Raw genomic sequence first — 17,447 nt, 5'->3', positions numbered from 1 at the left:
ATACAAATGAAAATAAAATCGAACGCAACATCCAACGAGCTTTCATCGCCGTTTTATAAAATAAATGCAGAATTCTGTAGCGAATTTGAAAAATACATTGCCACAAAAAATGGTAAAGTAAAAGGCAACTACAATGCGTGGTCCTATTTAGTTGAAGGCAAAATTACGAGTCCAAAGTCTTGGTATTTAAAATATAAAAAAGCTACATACACTTCTGCTGGCAACCTGTTGCTTTCTTCAAAAAAGCAAAATTTGCTAACAATGGTTGAATGGTCCTCTCCGTGGCAGTTATCGACAAGTTCCAATTTCTCAATTAATAGAAAAAACAGTGGAAGTTTTTTAAAAAAACCATTAAATCGTGATACAAATGACTTTCTCTATTCAAATAAATATATTATCACAAATGGCGAATCGAATACAACACTTCTAAAAAAACTCTATACAAACTTAGAGCCCCTCTTTATTTCTGGAGAAGTTTATTCAATACATATTAAAAATGACAGCCTTCTAATTTCCTTACGAACCGATAAACACCATTTCGAAATTTTTGAAAAACTATTAAATTTATAAACCGGAATGAAAAACTCAAACGATTCCATAAAATTAAAAGATGCCGTAGCCATCGGAATTGGTGGAATGGTTGGGGGTGGAATTTTTGCAGTTTTAGGCTTGGCTGTTTCTTTAGCAAAAGGAGGTACGCCCGTGGCATTTCTTTTTGCCGGAATTATAGCGCTATTTACCGCTTACAGCTATTCTAAATTATCATTGGCATTTCCCGACAGAGGCGGTACTGTGCGTTTTGTAAACGAGGGTTTTGGTAGAAGTATTTTTAGCGGCGGCATTAACAATGTACTCTGGATAAGCTATATTATTATGCTTTCGTTGTACGCCAGTGCGTTTGGGTCTTACGCGCCAAATTTAATCGCTGTAACTGGCAGCCCAGAGATAGACACCCATATTTTTATAAGTAGTGTTGTTTTATTGGCTACGATAATAAATTATTATAGTTTAAAGGTTGTGGGTGAGATTGAAAGTCTCGCGGTATTTGTAAAATTATTTATCCTTTTAGCTTTTGCTGGCTTAGGAGTTTACGGACTTTTTGGCAATGTAAACCTCGGTCAACTTAACCCCGCAAATTGGGAGGGACCGTTGCAGCTTCTTACCGGAGGAATGGTAATATTTGTAGCCTACGAAGGCTTCGAACTAATTGCCAATGCCGTTCCCAACTTAAAACGTCCCGAGAAAAATGTTCCCCGCGCATATTTTATTTCTGTGGGATTTGTGGTTTTATTATATATTCTTATTGCTATAGTAACCGTAGGTTCTTTGAGTTTTGATAAAATTTCAGCTGCAGAAGATTACGTTTTAGCAGCCGCGGCGAAACCGATGATTGGCCAAATTGGTTTTACCATAATGACCATTGCAGCATTGATTTCAACATTTTCAGCAATTAATGCCAGCTTATACGGAGGGAGTCGCGTGAGCTATGAACTCGCGGAAGACGATGAATTGCCGCACTCCTTTACAGACCAATTTTGGAATAAGCCTATTGGCCTATTAATTACAGTTATACTTACACTTTTAACCGCCAACTTTCTCAATCTTGAAAGTATTTCAACCTCAGGCAGTGCTGGTTTTCTGCTAATCTTTGCTGTTGTAAATTATGTGAGTTTTAAAAAAGCCGGAAAAATAAATGCCAGCAAAACCATTAGTTTAATAGGAGCCATCCTCTCTGCCATTGCTTTTATAGTGTTGATAATCCAGCAAAGTAATTCTAATTTGTTGGGTGTGTCTATTTCCTTGACAATTATCTGTATCTGCTTTATAGCAGAATGGCTATATAAAAAGAAAGTTTCAAAAACCAATTAATAAAATATCAATTTTTTTTTAAAATCTATTGCGTTTTAAATGTTTAATCGTAATATTGCAATGAACTTATAAAGCTATCATGGGAATTACAAAAACTGAAATATTTACCGAGCAACAAAACCAGATTGCAACCTTTGCCAAAGCTTTCGGGCATCCGGCAAGAGTGGCTATTCTTCAACATTTATTTAAAATAAACGCTTGTATTTGTGGCGATTTGGTAGAAGAAATTGGCTTGGCGCAACCCACCATCAGTCAGCATTTAAAGGAACTTAAAAACCTAGGTTTAATTAAAGGCAGTATTGAAGGCACCAGTATTTGTTATTGTATTAATACAGATAATTGGACAAATATGAAGGAAGTAATGCTTCAGTTTTTGGACCAAGATGTTTCTACTGAAAAATGCTGCTAAGTTTTAACTGAAAAATTCAATTTAAAGAAATTCAAAATGAAAAACGAGCAAGAATTAAAAGATATCGTAAAAAACCGATATGCCAAAATAGCCGAGCAGGGAAAGGCTGAAAATGCAGCTTCCTGTTGTGGTGCAACTACTCCTTCGAATAAAGTTTATAACATAATGATGGACGATTATTCGGAAACGAGCGGATATATGGAAGACGCCGATTTAGGATTGGGTTGTGGCCTGCCGACGCAATTTGCCAAGATTGATAAAGGCGATACCGTAATAGATTTGGGTTCCGGCGCCGGTAACGATTGCTTTGTTGCAAGACACGAAACTGGCGTTGAAGGAAAAGTAATTGGTATAGATTTTACACCAATAATGATTGAAAAAGCGCGAGCAAATGCCGAAAAATTGGGGTACAACAATGTAGAATTTCGCGAAGGAGACATAGACGCAATGCCCGTAAGCAACGACGTTGCAGACGTAATAGTGAGCAATTGTGTTTTAAATCTTGTTCCGAACAAACAAAAAGTTATTACCGAAATTAGCCGAGTCTTAAAACCAGGCGGACACTTTAGTATTTCTGATATTGTTTTGGAAGGAAACCTTCCCGATGCCCTAAAAGAAGACGCCGAAATGTACGCCGGATGCGTGGCAGGGGCCATTCAAAAAACCGAATATTTACAATACATTAAAGAAGCAGGGTTTCAAAACATTGTTATTCAAAAAGAGAAGCCAATCGTAATTCCGAATGACATTCTTGAAAAATATCTCTCTGCTGAAGAAGTAAAGGGTTTTAACAATGCTGGCACAGGTATTTTTAGCATTACAGTGTATGCCGAAAAGCCTGGAACAAAAACCGAAAAACCAAAATTAAAAATGGTTGATTTGCAGGAAGAAGGTTCTAGCTGTACTCCAAATTCCGGGTGTTGCTAACACATAAAAACACAGGCTTATTCTGGGAGCTTCAGGAGTATTTCGAAAAGTTAGAGACAGCAAACCTCTCTGAAGAACGCAAATTGCTTTTAAACCCGATAACGGAATATATTGCAAGTAAGGCTGCCGCAAACTACGCTATTCGGCTCAATTTTATCTGTACGCACAATTCGCGACGGAGCCATTTGGCCCAAATCTGGGCGCAAACTGCGGCAGCCTATTTTAATATAGACGAGGTTTTTTGTTATTCTGGAGGTACGGAAGTCACCGCTGTTTATCCCATGGTGATATCTACCTTAGAAAATGCAGGTTTTAAAATCTCTAAAGAAAATAAGCTCAGTAATCCACTTTTTAAAATTACCTATTCTGAAACTGCGCCACCTATTTTTGCGTTCTCGAAAAAATACAGTGATGCTCCTAACCCCAAAAGCCACTTTGCGGCGGTAATGACCTGTGGGCAAGCCGATGCTGGTTGTCCCTTTGTAGCAGGATCGGAAAAGCGATTTCCGCTATTATATGAAGACCCGAAAATTTCTGATGGCACACCGCAGCAACAGCGAGTTTATAAAGAACGCAGCGAGCAGATTGCTACAGAGATGAAATATATATTTTCAAAAATCGCTTTATAAAATGAACCATCCTAAGAAATTAAATTTTTTAGACAGTTACCTCACCCTTTGGATTTTCATTGCCATGGCCCTAGGAGTAGGCATTGGCTATTTTGCTCCAAATTTTCCATATTTTTTGAATTCTTTCAATAGTGGCAGTACAAATATCCCTATTGCAATCGGTTTAATTTTAATGATGTATCCGCCATTGGCAAAGGTTAATTACGTCCTTTTGCCCAAGGTTTTTCAGGATGTTAAAGTGCTTTCAATTTCATTAATATTAAATTGGATTATCGGTCCTGTTTTAATGTTTGTTTTAGCAATTACATTTTTACGCGATTATCCAGAATATATGGTAGGGCTTATATTAATTGGTCTGGCACGGTGCATCGCAATGGTATTGGTTTGGAACGATCTAGCGGAAGGAAGTAGCGAGTACGGAGCAGGATTGGTAGCGCTTAACAGTATTTTTCAGGTATTTGCCTATAGCTTTTATGCCTGGCTTTTTATTACTGTACTGCCACCATATTTTGGTTTTGAGGGTGCCATTGTAAATATTTCAATAGCTACGATAGCCGAAAGTGTCGCTATTTATTTAGGAATTCCATTTTTACTTGGCATATTGAGCAGGGTAATTTTAGTGCGATGGAAAGGAGAAACGTGGTACACTACCAAATTTATTCCTGCTATTTCGCCTCTTACACTAATAGCCTTACTATTTACAATCATTGTAATGTTTTCGTTAAAAGGTGAATTGATTGTAGAAATTCCTTTGGATGTACTCCTAATTGCAGTACCACTATTAATTTATTTCATAATAATGTTTCTTATTGGTTTTTTCCTTTCTAAAGCAATAGGAACCACTTATAACAAAACTGCGTCAATTGCTTTTACGGCTGCCGGCAATAATTTTGAACTGGCAATCGCCGTGGCTATCGCTGTATTCGGATTAAATTCGGGGCAAGCATTTACGGGAGTAATTGGGCCTTTGGTAGAAGTACCGGCACTTATTTTATTAGTTCGGGTTTCTTTTTGGTTACGGAAGAAATATTTTACAAAAAGTGAATTGTGATAATTTCAGAAAATTATAATTCCGAGGTTATTAGGTAGTCCGGAAGGTAAATTTTGCAATCATGAATGTTAAGGTTACGTCAAGTTATATTTATATATGCCGCTTTTTTTCTACACTTGGTTAAAATTAAAAATGGCGCAACTTTTATTTACATATCGCTTCCGCGATTCAACTAAAATTTTAAAAACGCTTTTGGCACTTGTTGCCATTTCACTTTCCAGTAATATGTTTTCGCAACGATTGCTATTGGACGGAAAAATTAGCACCGCAGACGCAATTGATGTTGAAGGAGTTACTGTTTTTAACATATCTTCAAACAAAGGTACCATAAGTGATGCGGCTGGAAACTTTAAAATTGCGGTTGCGGTAAACGATACCCTTTCGGTTTCGGCTGTACAGATTGAAAACACAACGCTTGTTATAGGGGAAGAGCAACTACTCAACAAAAAAATCAGCATTAATCTGAGCGAAAAAATGAACCAACTAAGTACCGTAACTCTAAGGCGCCCACTCACCGGCTATATAGGCAGCGACGCGAATATAATACCCATTGAAGCCCCTATAACCGCCACCTCCATTGGCTTGCCAAATGCAGATTTGCCAAAGCTCTCCAAAACCCGACGCCAATTATACGCCGCAACCTCCGGGCCAGTAGATGCACTTTTAAATATGATTTCTGGGCGAACCAAAATGCTGAAAAAACATTTGGAATTTGAAAAAACTGCCGCGTTGACCCTAAGTTTATTGGAAAAGTTTCCCGAAAGTTATTTTATCGATGGATTAAAAATAGGAAAACTCAACATCTATTCATTTATTTTTTTCTGTGAAGACGATCCCAAATATCAAACAGTCATGAAACAAAGTACTATAGAAATAATAGACTTTTTGGAAGCTAAGAGTGAAGAATATCGGCGTGAATTGCGCGAACAATAAATATCAAATTCTTTTAAAACTAAATTTATTTTGAAGTAAATAGCTATAGGCTACAACAATAAAAGCTGTTAAAATCTTTGACGGCGTAGGATAAAAACCAAAACCATCTACGAAAATTTTCAAGCAGATATAGTTTAGCACCAGAGCTCCCATACCTACCATAAAATATCTAATAAACTGAGTTTTCCAAGGTAAATTTGAAGCTTGAAAAGTAACGTATTTTTGAAGCAAAAAACCCGTAACGAATGTTATCGGAAATACCAAAAACAGGGAGGCAATATGTGGACTAAGCACTATAAAATGCAGATCCAGATTCTTTTTGGCAAAGATGAAATTGTAGCTAATAAAATACAGCAAAGTATCGAAAACAAGGTTGCCACCACCACAAGCTGCATATCTATAAGTTTTTAAAGGTAACAACCACCGAAACAAAAAATAGAAGGAATCAATAAATTTAATAATGCTGTTTTTCATACCTAATGAAGCGCAAAGTTACGCATAAGCACGGTACAGCGTTTCATTTTAGGTTGAGATATTGCGCCATAAATTTGCACAGTAATCTACTATGTGTTTAAATAGAAAAATAGATGTAACCCATTAATTATCAGATTAAAATAGCGATTGTTTTAAAAATTGAAAAAGAATATTTCTTAATTTTATTGCTTAATCAAATCAACAAACATTATGAAAAATCAATTTTTAAGTCTAGCATTGATTTGCATGCTTACTGCTTGCGACAAAAAAAAGGACGAGGCTGAACCCAAATTGTACGAAGCCCAAGAAACAGAAATTATAGAATCTGCTATAAAACGGGGCGAACTTTTAATAAGTGCAGTGGGTTGTCACGATTGTCATTCGCCTAAAAAAATGACCGATCGCGGCCCCATTCTCCATCCAGATCTACTTCTTTCGGGGCATCCCGCAGATGAGGCAATACCAAACTATGACCTTGAAACCGCTAAAAACTTTGTATTGTTTACACCTGGTCTTACTGCATCCGTGGGACCCTGGGGCACCTCTTTTGCAGCAAATATAACTCCGGACGATACTGGTATTGGAGGGTGGACGGAAAAGGAGTTTTTAACATCAATCAAACACGGTAAGTACAAAGGCATGGAAAACGGGAGAAACCTTTTACCTCCAATGCCATGGCAAACCATTTCACAATTACCTGAATCTGATTTAAAAGCAATGTTTGCATATTTACAAACGATAAAACCCGTGAAAAATCTCGTACCGCCACCAATTCCACCGAAGAAATAAACAAACTATTTATCTACACTCGCTAAAATTTAAAAAAACAAGACCGTCTATTTACGTGTTCAATTGTATCAATTGCGCGTAAATAGACGGTTTCATTTTAAACTGGGTTCAGATTAAAGGCAGATTGAACTACCTTCTACCTCTATTTCTGCCACTATTCTGTTTCTTGCCTTGGGCGGATTTTTTAGATTGTGCATTCCTCCCACGACTGTGACGATTTGCCCTTTGTTGTTTCTTTTCTTCCTCAGCAGCTTTTACATCGGCCATGGTTTCTGTGGGTTGAAAGTCGGGAAGGGTTTTGGGCTGCAGCCGTTCGCCAATCAACTTTTCAATATCCTTTAAATAGCCAACCTCATCTAGACTTACCAATGAAAGTGCTTCACCACTGGCCCCTGCCCTTCCGGTACGGCCAATACGGTGCACATAATCTTCGGAAACGTTTGGCAATTCATAATTAATTACGTGTGGCAACAATGGAATATCCAACCCTCTAGCTGCAATATCGGTTGCTACCAAAACGCGTATTCTTCCCTCTTTAAATCCAGAAAGCGCTCGTGTTCGCGCGCCTTGACTTTTATTACCGTGAATAGCGGCAGAAGTAATTTTCACCTTTTCAAGTTTTTCACTTAAACGATTGGCACCGTGCTTGGTTCGTGTAAAAACGAGTACTTGTTTCCAGTTTCCTTCCGAAATTAATTTTATGATTAATTCTGTTTTTTGTGCTTTATCTACCCGATATACGGTCTGATCAATTTTTTCAACGGTTGTATTTTCTGGAGTAGCTTCAACTAAAACAGGATGATGAAGAAATTCATTTGCCAGTTTTTTTATTTCTTTTGAAAAAGTTGCGGAGAAAAGCAAATTTTGTCTTTTAGAAGGAAGTAGCGCCAGAATTTTTTTAATATCGCGCAGAAAACCCATATCGAGCATTCTATCGGCTTCATCCAATACAAGAATTTCTACTTTTGAAAGGGAAAGCGCATTTTGATTTTCCAAGTCCAGCAATCTACCGGGTGTGGCTACCAATATATCCACCCCATTTCGCAATGCCCTAATTTGTGGATTTGCACCCACGCCACCGAAAATAACGGTAGAACGCAGGTCTGTATATTCGCTATATTCTTTAAATTCATCCTGCACTTGCGCCGCAAGTTCGCGCGTTGGGGTAAGTATTAATGCTCTAACGGGTCTTTTCCGAAAAGCGGGTTCACTATTTAAAATTTGTAAAATGGGCAATGCAAAACCAGCGGTTTTTCCACTTCCCGTTTGTGCCGATGCCAACACATCTTTGCTTTCTAAAATTAAGGGAATTGCTTTTTGTTGAATTGCCGAAGGCGTTTCATATCCTTTTTTGCTAATTGCTTTTAGCAGGGCATCGGAAAGCCCAAGAGATTTAAATGTCATAAATTATTTTAAGATGTAGACCGCTGCGCTTGGAGATAGTATATCGCGGCGCTTTTAGAATTCGGTCTTTTTAAAAACCATTAAAACTAAGAAGACGGTTTTAATAAGGGGCGAAGATACGGTTAATTTTCTGCACCGTAAGTTTTATTATCGCCGTGGGATTATTCTAGCGTATTCTTTCCGAGGCCGCTTTTAACTAAAAAACATATTAAAACTTTTAAAACATAGCGAAATCGTGAAAGTACGTGGTTGCTACCCAATCTTCATGGTAAAATGCACCCATTGGTACCCTTAATAATTTTTAACAATAAATAAAGATAACTCAGCCATTTTTAATACATTTGGAATGAAGCTTAGTGCTTTACCCTCCCCACTACATTGTATATCCTCAGGCCATGTTTGGTTCATGGAGGTTTACAATGCCTGTATTTATTAAAAGAATTTTCAATTGTATTATCCCAAAATAGCGGTTTACGCAATAAATAACGCATACAATATAAGCCTTAAACATAATAAGATGGTAAAGAAAACTTTAATTCCGCTATTTTTAATTTTTATGCTAAACCTCTCATTCGCGCAAGAATGGAATAGCCAATTTGGATCGCCCGTGGTGGTTTTAACCGAATATAACCCTTGGGAAATGGTTATTGGTTCTGATGTACCTACCATAGCCATTTACAAAAGTGGTAATATTATATATCAATTACCAAAAAAGAAAATGTCAAAATTTTATACGGTAAACTTAGATTCAATTCAGACTCAAAACTTAATCAATAGTTTGGGAATAACAGATAGTCTTTCTAAAATGACAGCATATGTAGAAACAACGAGTTTAACGGATCAACCTACAAACGAATTAATTCTAAATTTTGATCAGCCCAACACAAAAGGGGTGTATGGCGATTTAAGAAACAGTAATGCAGCTAGAGCAAAAACTCCAAGCTACTTTTTAAACGTTTTCGACAAATTAATTAACTACAAAAATAAAAAAGCTACTGAATGGCTCCCCGAAACAATTGAAGTGCTTTTAACAGATTACAACCACTCTGTTGAAACACCAAAGAATTGGCCCGAAAACTGGCCTAATTTAGATAGTGAAACCACAATTAGAAGAAGCGAATTTCTATACAGTGTTTATTTATCAAAATCAAATTTTGAAGAATTTTTAACCTTATTGAATTCACTAGAAGAAAATCAAGCAGTGGTATTGAACGGTAAAAAATTTTCAGTTTCGTATCGATTGCCATTCCCAAATTTAAAATAAACTAATTTGCGTTAAAACTTAAGAAACTAGATATCGTTAAAACACATAATTTTAAATAAAAATTTCAAGAAAAATGATGAAAAAGAGCTTAATTATTTTAGTATTGGTGGCATCACAATTTATGGTAGCCCAGAACTCGCCTAAAGAAATGGCCGCAACGTTTTTTGTGAATTACCAAAACGAAGGAGCTTCCATAGCAATAGATAAATTGTATTCCAGCAACAAATGGATGGAACAGGCTACAGAGGCAATTACCAATTTAAAAAATAAATTGGAGGGCTTAAACGAAAATTATGTGGGACAATATTACGGCTATGAGCTAATAGGCGAGAAAAAACTCGCGGAAAGCTATGTACTATTAAGCTATCTAGTAAAATTTGACCGGCAACCCATTCGATATACATTCCAATTCTATAAACCAGACCAAACCTGGATTCTTTACAGCTTTAAATTTGACTCAGATATAGATAAGGAAATTGAAGAAGCAGCCAAGTTAATGTATTTAGATTGATAGGTTACAGAGTAGCGCCATTACTCGCTTGGATTAAACTTTAACTACACGAAGAAAAGATAAAAACTGGGCATAACAACTGTTGGCCAGAAGTAGGTACTTACTATACAAAGCGCCATCAAACTGGACTGAAAATCAGTACCGCAGAAGTAAGATATTGTTCAATCAATATCCCGATATAAAAATTGCTTTTGACCTAGTTCAAGGACTTCGGAATATATTCAATACGGCAACATCCATAGAAACAGCCTATACAAAACTGGCTCATTGGTACAAAGATGTAGAAAACACAGGCTTTAGAGCGTTCAACACAATTGCAAATACCATAACACTCAATTATAGATCAATCTTAAACTATTTTATAAACAGAAGTACAAATGCATCAGCAGAATCATTCAATGCAAAAATAAAAGCTTTTAGAGCGCAGTTTAGAGGAGTCAAAAATGTAGAATTCTTCCTTTATAGATTAACCACAATTTTTGCATAAACACAACAATTGGTCTTGATCCATTTTTATATTCTGTACCTATTCTGTACCCACTCCATAAAAAAAGCCCCCACATTTCTGTGAAGGCTTGATTTTCCTAGTAGCGGGAACAGGACTCGAACCTGTGACCTTCGGGTTATGAGCCCGACGAGCTACCTACTGCTCTATCCCGCGATATGGGTTTTTAATATTTCAACTGTAGCTTTTAACTTTTCGGTTCATAATGCCGACAGAAATATTGGACTGCAAAGATAAGAAGCTTTTTCGACTCCACAAGCGCTCCTTCATTAAATTTTGCAAAGTATTATATAAAGTTGTTTTTGCGTTATTATCTTTGCCTATCTTTAATTTATGAACAAACAAATAAAGAGGGCTTTCTATATTGTATTTACTTTAGGTATCGTTTTTATTATTGCTACCATCTCCATAAATATTTTCTTAAAAAATAAATTGGAATCATTTGTAAATGAACGTTTACCTAAAAACATGATTCGCTCCTACGATGCCATTACCGTAGAATCTTTTGGGGGCTCGCTATCAATAACCAATGCTTCGCTTATAATAAAGAATAAAACAGATAGTCTAAAACACACATTTATAAATGTTGAAAAGCTGAAAATTTCACACATTAGCTATTGGGATTATTTGTTTAAAGACGAAATACACATTGAAACTATTTCTGTTGAAAACCCAATAATGGCTTATTATAAAGATCGTGTTGTGCCAAGTACCGATACGGTTAACAAAGGAATTATTGATATCTACAAACCCATTTTTGTAAAAAATATTCGAATTGACAATAGTAAGTTTGTTATTTATGAAAAAGGTAAAGATTCTACAAAACTATACACCAAAGGACTGTCCGTAGCGGTTACGGGAATTAAAATAGACAAGAATACCGTACGGAGAAAAATCCCCATGATTTTTGACAATTACAAAGCAACCAGCGATTCCGTATTTGTAAAAGTGAGTCCTTATGAAAATTTAACCGTAAAGGATTTTGCCCTAGAAAATACAGTTGCCATTTTTAAAAATCTTAGACTGCACACGAAGTATTCAAAAACGCAACTTTCAAAAATTATAACCACAGAACGAGATCACTACGACCTTACTTTAAAAAAAGTAACCGTTGAGGGAATTAATTTCGGATTTAATAATCGCCAGTTTTTTGCACAAAGCAAAAAAGTGTCTTTAACTGCGCCTTCATTAGAAATATATCGCGATAAATTGGCAGCTGACGATTTAAAAACAAAACCACTTTACAGTAAAATGCTACGTGAGCTACCTTTTGAATTAACGGTAAATTCCTTAAGAATTGAAGATGCAAAAATTAAATATGAAGAACGCGTAAAAGCCGAAAACATGGGCGGTTCAATTACTTTTAATAATTTAAACGCCGCCATTTCCAACTTGAGCAACACCTATAAAAGTCCTGAAAAAACCACAATTAAAATTGAAGCAAACTTTATGGATAGTACGCCCATTTCGGTAGATTGGAGTTTTGACGTTAATAATAAACAAGACGCATTTTTGTTTCAAGGAACCTTAGGAACACTTGCAGCAAATAAAATGAACAACTTTACCGAACCAAATTTAAAAGTGAGACTGGAAGGAAAAACCAATAAAACCTTTTTTACCATTGATGGCAACAACAGTACTTCTACCACTAATATGAAAATTAGTTATTCTGATTTTAAGGTGAAAATTCTTCAGCAAGACGGAAGAAAAAAGAACACAGTACTCTCGGCAATTGCCAATATATTTATATCAAAAAACAGTACTGAAAATGGAGATTCCTACAAGAAAGGGGTAGCCGAAGCAAAGAGAGATAAATCTAAATCGGTGTTTAATTTTCTTTGGATTAGCATAAAAGCTGCACTAACCAAAATTATGATTTAAAATTTTGAATGTGAGCTAATAAAACTACAGTTTGGAATTTCCTATATCACAAACTATTTTACGTTGTGAATAATTTTTTATAATTGCAGAGCTACGTCCTCTTCAAACTTACTGTCCGATTGGGTGCGCTGTAAATGCAGTTAATTCGGCATTTTGAAAACTAACGGCTATTTCAATTGGATTACAACAAATTTCACAATCCTCAATATAGGTTTGCTGCCGCACAGAAGTATCCAGCAACATCGAAATTTCTTCCCAGCAATGTGGGCATTGAAAAAAGTGCTCGTGCATATACTAAATGTAGCGAATTTTCAGAAATTTTATGGTTTTTATGATAAAGAATCTAGCGTTTCTTGAAGCAGTTCCCATTCTTCCATCAAATTTTTAAGCTTCTTTTTCTTTTCTTGATACTTGTCGAAAAAGTGTGGCTTAGCAATGGTTTCTTCATAATTAATTAGAAGCTCGGTGTCTATATTCGCAATCTCCTTTTCCAAAAAAGAAATGGTAGATTCCACATTGCTCAATTTATTTTTAACCGATTTCAATTTTTTCTGAATTTCGTATTCTTCGCCCGCCGTTCGTTTCACTTTGGTTTCGGCAACTACTGTACGTTTTTCGGCTTCGCGCAGGTTTTCAAGGTTCCGTTGCTCGAGGAAATAATCAATATCGCCCAAGTATTCTTTGATGTGATGATCTTTAAATTCGTAAACTTTATTGGTTAATCCCTGTAGAAAATCACGGTCGTGGGAAACCAAAAGCAACGTTCCCTCAAAGTTTTTTAAAGCATCTTTTAAAACGTTTTTAGATTTTATATCTAAATGGTTTGTGGGTTCATCCATAACCAAAACATTAAACGGCTGTAACAATAGCTTAGCCAAGGCCAAACGGTTGCGCTCGCCACCGCTTAGTACACGAACATATTTTTCAACTTCATCGCCACGAAAAAGGAACGATCCTAAAATATCGCGTACTCTGCTTCTGTTTTTTTCGTTGGCAGCGTCTATCATTGTATCCAACACCGTTTTACTGCCATCTAAATAATCGGCCTGGTTTTGGGCAAAGTATCCTATTTGCACATTATGGCCCAAAAGCACTTTACCGTCGTGTTCAATTTCGCCAACAATAATTTTTGCCAATGTAGATTTACCTTGACCGTTCTGACCAACAAAGGCTATCTTGCTCTGGCGCTCCACCAATAAATCTACGCTGTTTAAAACGTTATTGTCTCCATAACTTTTTGAAATATTTTCAGCCTCAATTACTACTTTTCCGGGAGTAATTGAAACGGGAAAACGCAGTGTCATTACACTATTGTCGTCTTCATCTACTTCAATTCTATCAATTTTATCTAGTTTTTTTATCAGCGATTGCGCCATGGTTGCCTTACTGGCCTTAGCGCGAAATTTATCTATTAACTTTTCAGTTTGTTCAATTTGTTTTTGTTGGTTTTTTTGGGATGCCAATTGTTGTTCGCGCAATTCATTCCGAAGAACTAAATACTGCGTATATGGCTTATTGAAGTCGTAGATCTTTCCAAGGGAAATTTCAATAGTTCGGTTCGTAACATTGTCTAAAAACATTTTATCGTGCGATACGATAACAACAGCCCCTGCATAGCTTTTTAAAAATTCTTCGAGCCAAAGAATAGACTCTATATCTAAGTGGTTGGTAGGTTCATCCAGCAGCAGAATATCGTTATTTTGAAGCAGCAATTTTGCCAATTCAATACGCATCCGCCAACCACCGGAAAAAGTCTCGGTACGCTTGGTAAAATCTTCTCTTTGAAAACCTAACCCCTGCAAAATACGTTCGGTTTCTCCTTGGTAATTATATCCACCGTGAATTTCGTACTGATGCTGGACATCATTTAAATCTACCATAAGTTGATGATAGCCATCACTCTCATAATCTGTTCTCTCAGCGAGTTGAATGTTTATTTCTTCAAGCTTTTTTTCAAGTTTTTTTATTTCGGTAAAGGCTTCGTAAGATTCTTCTAAAACCGAACGACCTTTTTCAAAATCTATATCCTGTTTTAAAAAGCCGATGGAAATTTCTTTATCGGTTGCAATTTGGCCGCTGTCATATTCCTGTTCTCCGGCAATAATTTTGAGCAAGGTAGATTTGCCTGCACCATTTTTACCAACCAAGCCCACGCGATCCCCCGGCTTTAACTGGAATGTAATTTTTTCGAACAAATAGTCGCCTTGAAAGGAAACCGAAAGATTGTGGATATTTATCATTTATAAATTCGGAATGATGATTTGTGTATTACCGCTGAAATATCTGCAAAGATGCTTATTTTTGCAGTGCTAAAAAAGCCTATAATGCAATTCCTCAAAGGTTCTAAACTCTATAGTATTTTTACCGGCACTTGCCCGGTGTGCCATAAAGGCGAAATGTATCTGGAAAAAAATCCGTATAAAGTTTCCAAAATCATGAAAATGCACGATACTTGCAGTCATTGTGGGCAAAAATTTAAAATAGAGCCGTCGTTTTACTTTGGTGCAATGTACGTTAGTTACGGCGTGGGTTGTGCCTTGGCAATTGCCGCCTTTATTATAACCTATTTTATTATTGGGTTAGACAGAAATTATACGTTTGGGGTCATAATTCTCTTGTTAGTAATACTCTATCCTCCCATTGTAAGGGTTTCAAGAAATATCTGGATTAATTTTTTTGTAGATTATAACGAAGAAAAAGCAAAATAATAGGCTATTGAACTTACAAGAGTCTTTTAATGTCCATTTCCTTAGGAAGGGGTTGTTCCTTTTCCAGCACATTAATAAGTATTTCCGAAAGCAGAGGTGCCATCAAAAAACCTCGCGAGCCCAAGCCATTAAAAAACACAAGGTTTGGATGATTGTTTAAACTTCCTAAAATAGGTCTATGATCTTTGGTGGTAGGCCGAACCCCCGCGGTTTGCTCGACTACTTTAAACGGACAGTTTATAAAGGTTTTTAATTTTGACAGAATTTCTGCCTTTGCCGTTTCTGTGGGATGGTCTGTATAGTCATCTCGGTTAAAAGTTGCACCCACCTTATATATACCATTTCCGTGGGGAATTACGTAAAATGCGCCCTTTAACAACGTATCTAACTTTAATTCCGGCGCCTGAATTAACAGGTATTCGCCTTTATTGCCAACAATTGTTTGTTTCGGAAAAAATGGATTATTAATTGCGCTGGCACCTTCCGCAAAAATTATTTTATTAGCTGAAATGTTCTTATAGCAAACCCCATTTTCCTGCTGCTCCAATAATTGATATTGAAAATTTTCAGATAGCAATATATTTTCAGCCTGCAAATAATCACGGTAATGCGAAAGTAATATTTCGGTTTTTATTATTGCGGTTCCCAATACTTCACCAAAACCAAAAGCAGCATTAATAGATGGGTTGGTATTTTTTAAAAAATTTGAAGAAAGAAATTGCCGTAATTCAATTTTGTCGCTTGCTACGGACCAATTATTTTGTTCCTCAATACTTTTAAAAATTCTAAATATTGGTGTTTTGGTAAAAAATTCAACATTTAATTCTTTTGAGAGGTCGGTATAAAAATCAATAGCCGCAGGATAAAAAGCTGTAGCATTCCAAGCTGCGGTAAAGCGCTTAAGCACCGTTGGATTAAAAACGCCCCCAGATTTTGCGGTTGCCCCTTTACTCCCTCCGTCAATAGTTACAAAACTTTTGTTTTGCTTTTTAAGCTGCTCACACAAACAAATGCCACCTATTCCAAGACCAACAACAATATAATCAACCTTTTTCATTTGTACGTTTCAATTTTTTGTGAAATGACATTCTTTGGTTTAATAATTTACAATTAGCAATAAAAAAACCCTTCACATTCCAAAATGGAACTTGAAGGGCTTTATTTCAATTTTTAGATTTATTGAATTATTAATAATTCCACAAATCAATTTCTATATTACGTATTTGTTCCTTTATTCTATCAGACTCAAGCAATTGCATAAGTGCATTGTCGCTAATGTAATCATCAACACCTCTATCGCCATATACATTATCTTCTTTGTAAATCACGGCATTAAAGCGTCTTGAATTTAGTAGATGATCGTATGAAATTGGCTGCGAAGTATTTTTTCGGTTAAAGGCTTTTGCTTCGTGTAAAACCTCCCGAGCTCCCGGAAACCATACCCAAAAAAGTTCCACTTTAGCATCAACTCCATCTTCTGGAAAAGCTTTAGAACGCGCTTCGTTTGCCACAGGACAAAGACCGAGCAAACGGTATTTTAATTCGCCTTGGCGCTTGTCTAAGTACCAATAGCCTCTAATATGCCAAGCTTCAATATCGCCAGCGTTTAGTGCAAAGCGACGTACATATTGTGGATCTACTACACCCTCGGCATTGTATTGCTCAATACCTAAATCTGTAGTATCGCTATAAACCAAAGAAGCTTCAATATCTTTTAAGGTTCTTTTTTCGGTAAAATATGAATCGGCATAAACGCCATCAATCTTTCCGTTTTTAATGTTTTTCACTAAAACATCATAAAGCGAACGTCTATCTGCGCCAATATTGTTTGTATCTATAGGGTAGTACAAAGGAAAATTAACTCTTTCGTCTAGATCAATAATTTCCCACGTGGTTTTAGACCATAACACATCACGCTCGTCCGTGTACCCATACGGTAACGGTTTATCATTATCATAAGCAATTTGCGATTCGGTCTTTTTGCCTATATCCTCTGGGGTTTTGGCATTAAGAATATTTACTTGCGCAGAGGCGCTAGCTGCCATTCCTAAACCCAAAACACATAAAACAACATTTTTCAAATTCATACCTAT

Annotated in this window: 19 protein-coding genes and 1 tRNA gene; 13 read left to right on the top strand and 7 right to left on the bottom strand. The window is 36.4% G+C overall.

The features are described 5' to 3' along the window. The first annotated feature begins 6 nt into the window (after positions 1–6). From QCQ61_RS06840 to QCQ61_RS06810, 7 genes are all read left to right on the top strand, one after another. Positions 7–570: a hypothetical protein gene (locus tag QCQ61_RS06840; RefSeq protein WP_279450027.1), complete on the top strand. Its 564-nt coding sequence runs from the start codon at positions 7–9 to the stop codon at positions 568–570. A gap of 6 nt (positions 571–576) precedes the next feature. After that, on the top strand, positions 577–1,869 hold the full coding sequence (locus QCQ61_RS06835; RefSeq protein ID WP_279450025.1) for an APC family permease: 1,293 nt from the start codon (positions 577–579) through the stop codon (positions 1,867–1,869). Between the two features lie 79 nt (positions 1,870–1,948). Beyond that, entirely contained in the window at positions 1,949–2,278 is a 330-nt protein-coding gene (locus QCQ61_RS06830) for an ArsR/SmtB family transcription factor (protein ID WP_279450024.1), read from the top strand. A 36-nt stretch (positions 2,279–2,314) separates the two neighbouring features. Continuing rightward, positions 2,315–3,205, top strand: a complete 891-nt coding sequence (locus tag QCQ61_RS06825) for an arsenite methyltransferase (protein ID WP_279450023.1) — start codon at positions 2,315–2,317, stop codon at positions 3,203–3,205. Then, on the top strand, positions 3,199–3,834 hold the full coding sequence (locus QCQ61_RS06820) for an arsenate-mycothiol transferase ArsC (RefSeq protein ID WP_279450021.1): 636 nt from the start codon (positions 3,199–3,201) through the stop codon (positions 3,832–3,834). Before QCQ61_RS06825 ends, QCQ61_RS06820 begins: the two co-directional genes overlap by 7 nt. 1 nt (position 3,835) lies before the next feature. Further along, positions 3,836–4,885, top strand: a complete 1,050-nt coding sequence (gene arsB, locus QCQ61_RS06815; protein WP_279450020.1) for an ACR3 family arsenite efflux transporter — start codon at positions 3,836–3,838, stop codon at positions 4,883–4,885. 132 nt (positions 4,886–5,017) lie between these two features. Next, positions 5,018–5,818 carry a carboxypeptidase-like regulatory domain-containing protein gene (locus tag QCQ61_RS06810; protein WP_279450019.1) on the top strand — a complete coding sequence of 267 codons (801 nt, stop codon included), beginning with the start codon at positions 5,018–5,020 and terminating at the stop codon, positions 5,816–5,818. A 3-nt stretch (positions 5,819–5,821) separates the two neighbouring features. Here QCQ61_RS06810 and QCQ61_RS06805 read toward each other — a convergent pair whose 3' ends face one another. Beyond that, entirely contained in the window at positions 5,822–6,292 is a 471-nt protein-coding gene (locus tag QCQ61_RS06805; protein ID WP_279450018.1) for a GtrA family protein, read from the bottom strand. A 210-nt stretch (positions 6,293–6,502) separates the two neighbouring features. On the opposite strand from QCQ61_RS06805, the gene QCQ61_RS06800 reads away from it, so the two are divergent. Further along, a complete protein-coding gene (locus QCQ61_RS06800; protein ID WP_279450017.1) occupies positions 6,503–7,081 on the top strand; it encodes a diheme cytochrome c-553 in 579 nt (192 codons plus the stop codon). A gap of 129 nt (positions 7,082–7,210) precedes the next feature. Here QCQ61_RS06800 and QCQ61_RS06795 read toward each other — a convergent pair whose 3' ends face one another. Beyond that, positions 7,211–8,485, bottom strand: a complete 1,275-nt coding sequence (locus QCQ61_RS06795) for a DEAD/DEAH box helicase (RefSeq protein WP_279450015.1) — start codon at positions 8,483–8,485, stop codon at positions 7,211–7,213. Between the two features lie 517 nt (positions 8,486–9,002). On the opposite strand from QCQ61_RS06795, the gene QCQ61_RS06790 reads away from it, so the two are divergent. The 3 genes from QCQ61_RS06790 (at position 9,003) to QCQ61_RS06780 (ending at position 10,747) form a co-directional block, all read left to right on the top strand. Continuing rightward, positions 9,003–9,749, top strand: coding sequence for a hypothetical protein (locus tag QCQ61_RS06790; protein ID WP_279450014.1), 747 nt, complete (start codon positions 9,003–9,005; stop codon positions 9,747–9,749). Positions 9,750–9,822: 73 nt separating this feature from the next. Next, the gene (locus tag QCQ61_RS06785; protein WP_279450013.1) at positions 9,823–10,260 is read left to right on the top strand and encodes a hypothetical protein; all 438 of its coding nucleotides are present in this window, start codon (positions 9,823–9,825) and stop codon (positions 10,258–10,260) included. Positions 10,261–10,342: 82 nt separating this feature from the next. Then, a complete protein-coding gene (locus QCQ61_RS06780) occupies positions 10,343–10,747 on the top strand; it encodes a transposase (protein WP_279450012.1) in 405 nt (134 codons plus the stop codon). 101 nt (positions 10,748–10,848) lie between these two features. On the opposite strand, the gene QCQ61_RS06775 is transcribed toward QCQ61_RS06780, so the two are convergent. Then, positions 10,849–10,921: transfer RNA gene (locus tag QCQ61_RS06775), tRNA-Met, on the bottom strand. Between the two features lie 177 nt (positions 10,922–11,098). Here QCQ61_RS06775 and QCQ61_RS06770 point away from each other — a divergent pair. Continuing rightward, complete coding sequence (locus QCQ61_RS06770; RefSeq protein WP_279450011.1) at positions 11,099–12,646, top strand: AsmA family protein; 1,548 nt, start codon at positions 11,099–11,101, stop codon at positions 12,644–12,646. Positions 12,647–12,754: 108 nt separating this feature from the next. Here the strand turns inward: QCQ61_RS06770 and QCQ61_RS06765 are convergent, their stop codons facing one another. Together QCQ61_RS06765 and QCQ61_RS06760 are read right to left on the bottom strand one after the other, a co-directional pair. After that, on the bottom strand, positions 12,755–12,937 hold the full coding sequence (locus tag QCQ61_RS06765) for a CPXCG motif-containing cysteine-rich protein (protein WP_279450010.1): 183 nt from the start codon (positions 12,935–12,937) through the stop codon (positions 12,755–12,757). A 38-nt stretch (positions 12,938–12,975) separates the two neighbouring features. Further along, positions 12,976–14,886: an ABC-F family ATP-binding cassette domain-containing protein gene (locus QCQ61_RS06760; RefSeq protein ID WP_279450009.1), complete on the bottom strand. Its 1,911-nt coding sequence runs from the start codon at positions 14,884–14,886 to the stop codon at positions 12,976–12,978. An 84-nt stretch (positions 14,887–14,970) separates the two neighbouring features. Here QCQ61_RS06760 and QCQ61_RS06755 point away from each other — a divergent pair, with 84 nt between their 5' ends. Then, positions 14,971–15,354 (top strand): DUF983 domain-containing protein, encoded by a 384-nt coding sequence (locus QCQ61_RS06755; RefSeq protein ID WP_279450008.1) that lies wholly within the window; start codon positions 14,971–14,973, stop codon positions 15,352–15,354. Between the two features lie 13 nt (positions 15,355–15,367). On the opposite strand, the gene QCQ61_RS06750 is transcribed toward QCQ61_RS06755, so the two are convergent. After that, positions 15,368–16,411 carry an NAD(P)/FAD-dependent oxidoreductase gene (locus QCQ61_RS06750; protein ID WP_279450007.1) on the bottom strand — a complete coding sequence of 348 codons (1,044 nt, stop codon included), beginning with the start codon at positions 16,409–16,411 and terminating at the stop codon, positions 15,368–15,370. Positions 16,412–16,541: 130 nt separating this feature from the next. Continuing rightward, a complete protein-coding gene (gene porN / locus QCQ61_RS06745; RefSeq protein ID WP_279450006.1) occupies positions 16,542–17,441 on the bottom strand; it encodes a type IX secretion system ring subunit PorN/GldN in 900 nt (299 codons plus the stop codon). Positions 17,442–17,447 lie beyond the last annotated feature (6 nt).

The organism is Aequorivita marisscotiae (genome assembly GCF_029814825.1).
GTDB lineage: Bacteria > Bacteroidota > Bacteroidia > Flavobacteriales > Flavobacteriaceae > Aequorivita > Aequorivita marisscotiae.
This window is presented reverse-complemented; position numbering and strand designations above follow the sequence as displayed.

What these genes read in the sequence shown, in the direction of transcription:
- QCQ61_RS06840 (WP_279450027.1), top strand. Translation starts at nt 7, where the DNA reads ATGAAAATAAAATCGAACGCAACATCCAACGAGCTTTCATCGCCGTTT.
- QCQ61_RS06835 (WP_279450025.1), top strand. Translation starts at nt 577, where the DNA reads ATGAAAAACTCAAACGATTCCATAAAATTAAAAGATGCCGTAGCCATC.
- QCQ61_RS06830 (WP_279450024.1), top strand. Translation starts at nt 1,949, where the DNA reads ATGGGAATTACAAAAACTGAAATATTTACCGAGCAACAAAACCAGATT.
- QCQ61_RS06825 (WP_279450023.1), top strand. Translation starts at nt 2,315, where the DNA reads ATGAAAAACGAGCAAGAATTAAAAGATATCGTAAAAAACCGATATGCC.
- arsB (WP_279450020.1), top strand. Translation starts at nt 3,836, where the DNA reads ATGAACCATCCTAAGAAATTAAATTTTTTAGACAGTTACCTCACCCTT.
- QCQ61_RS06810 (WP_279450019.1), top strand. Translation starts at nt 5,018, where the DNA reads ATGGCGCAACTTTTATTTACATATCGCTTCCGCGATTCAACTAAAATT.
- QCQ61_RS06805 (WP_279450018.1), bottom strand. Translation starts at nt 6,292, where the DNA reads ATGAAAAACAGCATTATTAAATTTATTGATTCCTTCTATTTTTTGTTT.
- QCQ61_RS06800 (WP_279450017.1), top strand. Translation starts at nt 6,503, where the DNA reads ATGAAAAATCAATTTTTAAGTCTAGCATTGATTTGCATGCTTACTGCT.
- QCQ61_RS06795 (WP_279450015.1), bottom strand. Translation starts at nt 8,485, where the DNA reads ATGACATTTAAATCTCTTGGGCTTTCCGATGCCCTGCTAAAAGCAATT.
- QCQ61_RS06790 (WP_279450014.1), top strand. Translation starts at nt 9,003, where the DNA reads ATGGTAAAGAAAACTTTAATTCCGCTATTTTTAATTTTTATGCTAAAC.
- QCQ61_RS06785 (WP_279450013.1), top strand. Translation starts at nt 9,823, where the DNA reads ATGATGAAAAAGAGCTTAATTATTTTAGTATTGGTGGCATCACAATTT.
- QCQ61_RS06770 (WP_279450011.1), top strand. Translation starts at nt 11,099, where the DNA reads ATGAACAAACAAATAAAGAGGGCTTTCTATATTGTATTTACTTTAGGT.
- QCQ61_RS06765 (WP_279450010.1), bottom strand. Translation starts at nt 12,937, where the DNA reads ATGCACGAGCACTTTTTTCAATGCCCACATTGCTGGGAAGAAATTTCG.
- QCQ61_RS06760 (WP_279450009.1), bottom strand. Translation starts at nt 14,886, where the DNA reads ATGATAAATATCCACAATCTTTCGGTTTCCTTTCAAGGCGACTATTTG.
- QCQ61_RS06755 (WP_279450008.1), top strand. Translation starts at nt 14,971, where the DNA reads ATGCAATTCCTCAAAGGTTCTAAACTCTATAGTATTTTTACCGGCACT.
- QCQ61_RS06750 (WP_279450007.1), bottom strand. Translation starts at nt 16,411, where the DNA reads ATGAAAAAGGTTGATTATATTGTTGTTGGTCTTGGAATAGGTGGCATT.
- porN (WP_279450006.1), bottom strand. Translation starts at nt 17,441, where the DNA reads ATGAATTTGAAAAATGTTGTTTTATGTGTTTTGGGTTTAGGAATGGCA.